2 protein-coding genes are annotated in these 1,928 nt (G+C 63.6%); both read right to left on the bottom strand.

Annotated features, from left to right (window positions below; all coding sequences use genetic code 11):
- Window positions 1-67 precede the first annotated feature (67 nt).
- Window positions 68-976, bottom strand: coding sequence for a DMT family transporter (locus EN969_RS28900; RefSeq protein ID WP_013532538.1), 909 nt, complete (start codon window positions 974-976; stop codon window positions 68-70).
- Window positions 977-1,036: 60 nt separating this feature from the next.
- Window positions 1,037-1,924: a DMT family transporter gene (locus EN969_RS28895; protein WP_013532537.1), complete on the bottom strand. Its 888-nt coding sequence runs from the start codon at window positions 1,922-1,924 to the stop codon at window positions 1,037-1,039.
- Window positions 1,925-1,928 lie beyond the last annotated feature (4 nt).

Here is a 1,928-nt window from a genome sequence, read left to right as displayed (position 1 = left end):
CTTGGGGATGGCCCGTCGCAGCAATAATGCCTGACCCGGATGATGGTTCCATGACTGTGTCGCTTTTTTAAGAAATATTTGACGCCATGCGTTGCGAGCGCGCCATCAGCCAATCCCGCCCCGCATGGGCGAACACTGCGGTGAGCACGACGGCGCCGCCGATCATGCTGGCGGCTGGTGCAATCTCGCCCAGGAACAGGAAGGCAAACAGGATCGCGAACGGCACTTCGGCCGAACCGAGAAGCCCGGATTCGGCCGGCGGGATGAGTCGTGCGCCCTCCGTCCACAGGATCGAGGACAGCGCGAAGGACGCGCCGAAAGTGGTGAGCAGAACGGCATCTCTCGGCGAAACCGCCAGCGGATCGGTGACGAACCAACCGAGCACGAACAACAGGAATGCCGACACCGCACCGGCCCACACCACGGGCGTGTCGCGGAAGGCGCGAACCATGATCATGTAAAGGCCGCTGCCGATGGTCATCAGCAGTGCCAGTCCGTCGCCGAACAGATTGCCGGTGCCGAAGCCGGACCAGACCATGATCGCCACGCCGCACAGCGACACTGCGGCGGCGACCATCGTCTGCAACCGGAAGGGTTCGCGCGTCAGAACCCAGGCCAGCAGCGCCGTGACGAAAGGTGCTGTGGCATAGATGACAGCGACATTGGCGACGAAGGTGAACTTGAACGCCGAGATGAAAGCGATGCTGGCCAGCGCGCCTTCCACCGCCAGCAGCCAGCCGCGCCAGCCAAGCCGCAGGGTCTCACGCCCACCGGAACGGTGACGCCGCCACAGCACATAGAAGCTGATCAGGATCGCGCCGACAAAGCCGCGCCAGCAGATGATGGTCAACGGGTCGGCGTGGATTGATTTCGTCAGCACGCCCGTCAGGGCGAAGACGGCGGCTGAGGACGACACCAGGATGATGCCGAGTGTCCGCTCCGCGGCGGTGTCGGTGGCGGCTGCAATCTCAGTCATGCCGCCAGCCTACGCCGCTTGGTCCTGACATCGTAGCGTCAGCAATCATGGCCATGCACATCATAGCCGTTTGCGGAAATGCTCGGTGCCGACGATCAGCAGGCCGGCGGCGACGATCAGCGCAGCGCCCAGGAAAACTTCGCGGCGCGGCACGTCGCCCCAGATCGCAAAGCCGAGTGCGAATGCCCACAATAGCGAGGTGTATTCCAGCGGCGCGAGAACCGAGGCCGGCGTGCGCTTCATGCCTTCGAAGAGAAGATACTGCGCCAGGCCGCCGAGTGCGCCGACGCTGGCAAGCAGCAGCAGCTGGGTCCAGTCGGGTGTCCGCCACCAAAGCAACGCCGGCACCGCCGAAAACAGCAGGAAATAGAAATTGTTGAGCAGGAGCTGGATCATCGAGCGCTCGGCAAGGGCGGTCCTGCGCAAGAGCACGATGGCGATGCCCCACAAGAAGGCGGCCGCCAGCACCAGCAGCACCGGCACGGACAGGCCGAGATGGGTCGGATCGCAAGCGATGAACACGCCGGCAAAGCCGATCAGCACCGCCAGCCAGCGCAGCATCGGCACTTTTTCGCCGAGCAGGAACACCGAAAGCACGGTGACGATGATCGGGGCCGCGTAATAAACGGTGGTCAGTTCGGCGAGCTGCAGGCTGCGCGCGGCGTTGTAGTAGCAGAGCCACGCAGCAAGCGTGAAGGCACTGCGCACCAGCATCGGCCGCACGATCGGCGAGCGCATCGTGTCGGCAAACAGCTGTCGTCCGCCGATCGCCGCGCACGCGCCCAGAATGGTGATGCTGCGGAAGAACATGATCTGCCAGACGCTCATGCCGACGACCAGCAGCTTGATCGAAGCATCCTGTGTCGAAAACAGCAGATAGGCCGCACCGGTCAGCAGGATGCCTGCAAGAACCCGCTCGCGTGTTTCGAGAATGGCGATATCGGCCATAAGG

Source organism: Mesorhizobium sp. M7A.F.Ca.CA.003.01.2.1 (assembly GCF_003998945.1).
GTDB lineage: Bacteria > Pseudomonadota > Alphaproteobacteria > Rhizobiales > Rhizobiaceae > Mesorhizobium > Mesorhizobium ciceri.
This window is presented reverse-complemented; position numbering and strand designations above follow the sequence as displayed.

Excerpts from the sequence above, each read along its gene's own strand:
- EN969_RS28900 (WP_013532538.1), bottom strand. The coding sequence starts at position 976 with ATGACTGAGATTGCAGCCGCCACCGACACCGCCGCGGAGCGGACACTC.
- EN969_RS28895 (WP_013532537.1), bottom strand. The coding sequence starts at position 1,924 with ATGGCCGATATCGCCATTCTCGAAACACGCGAGCGGGTTCTTGCAGGC.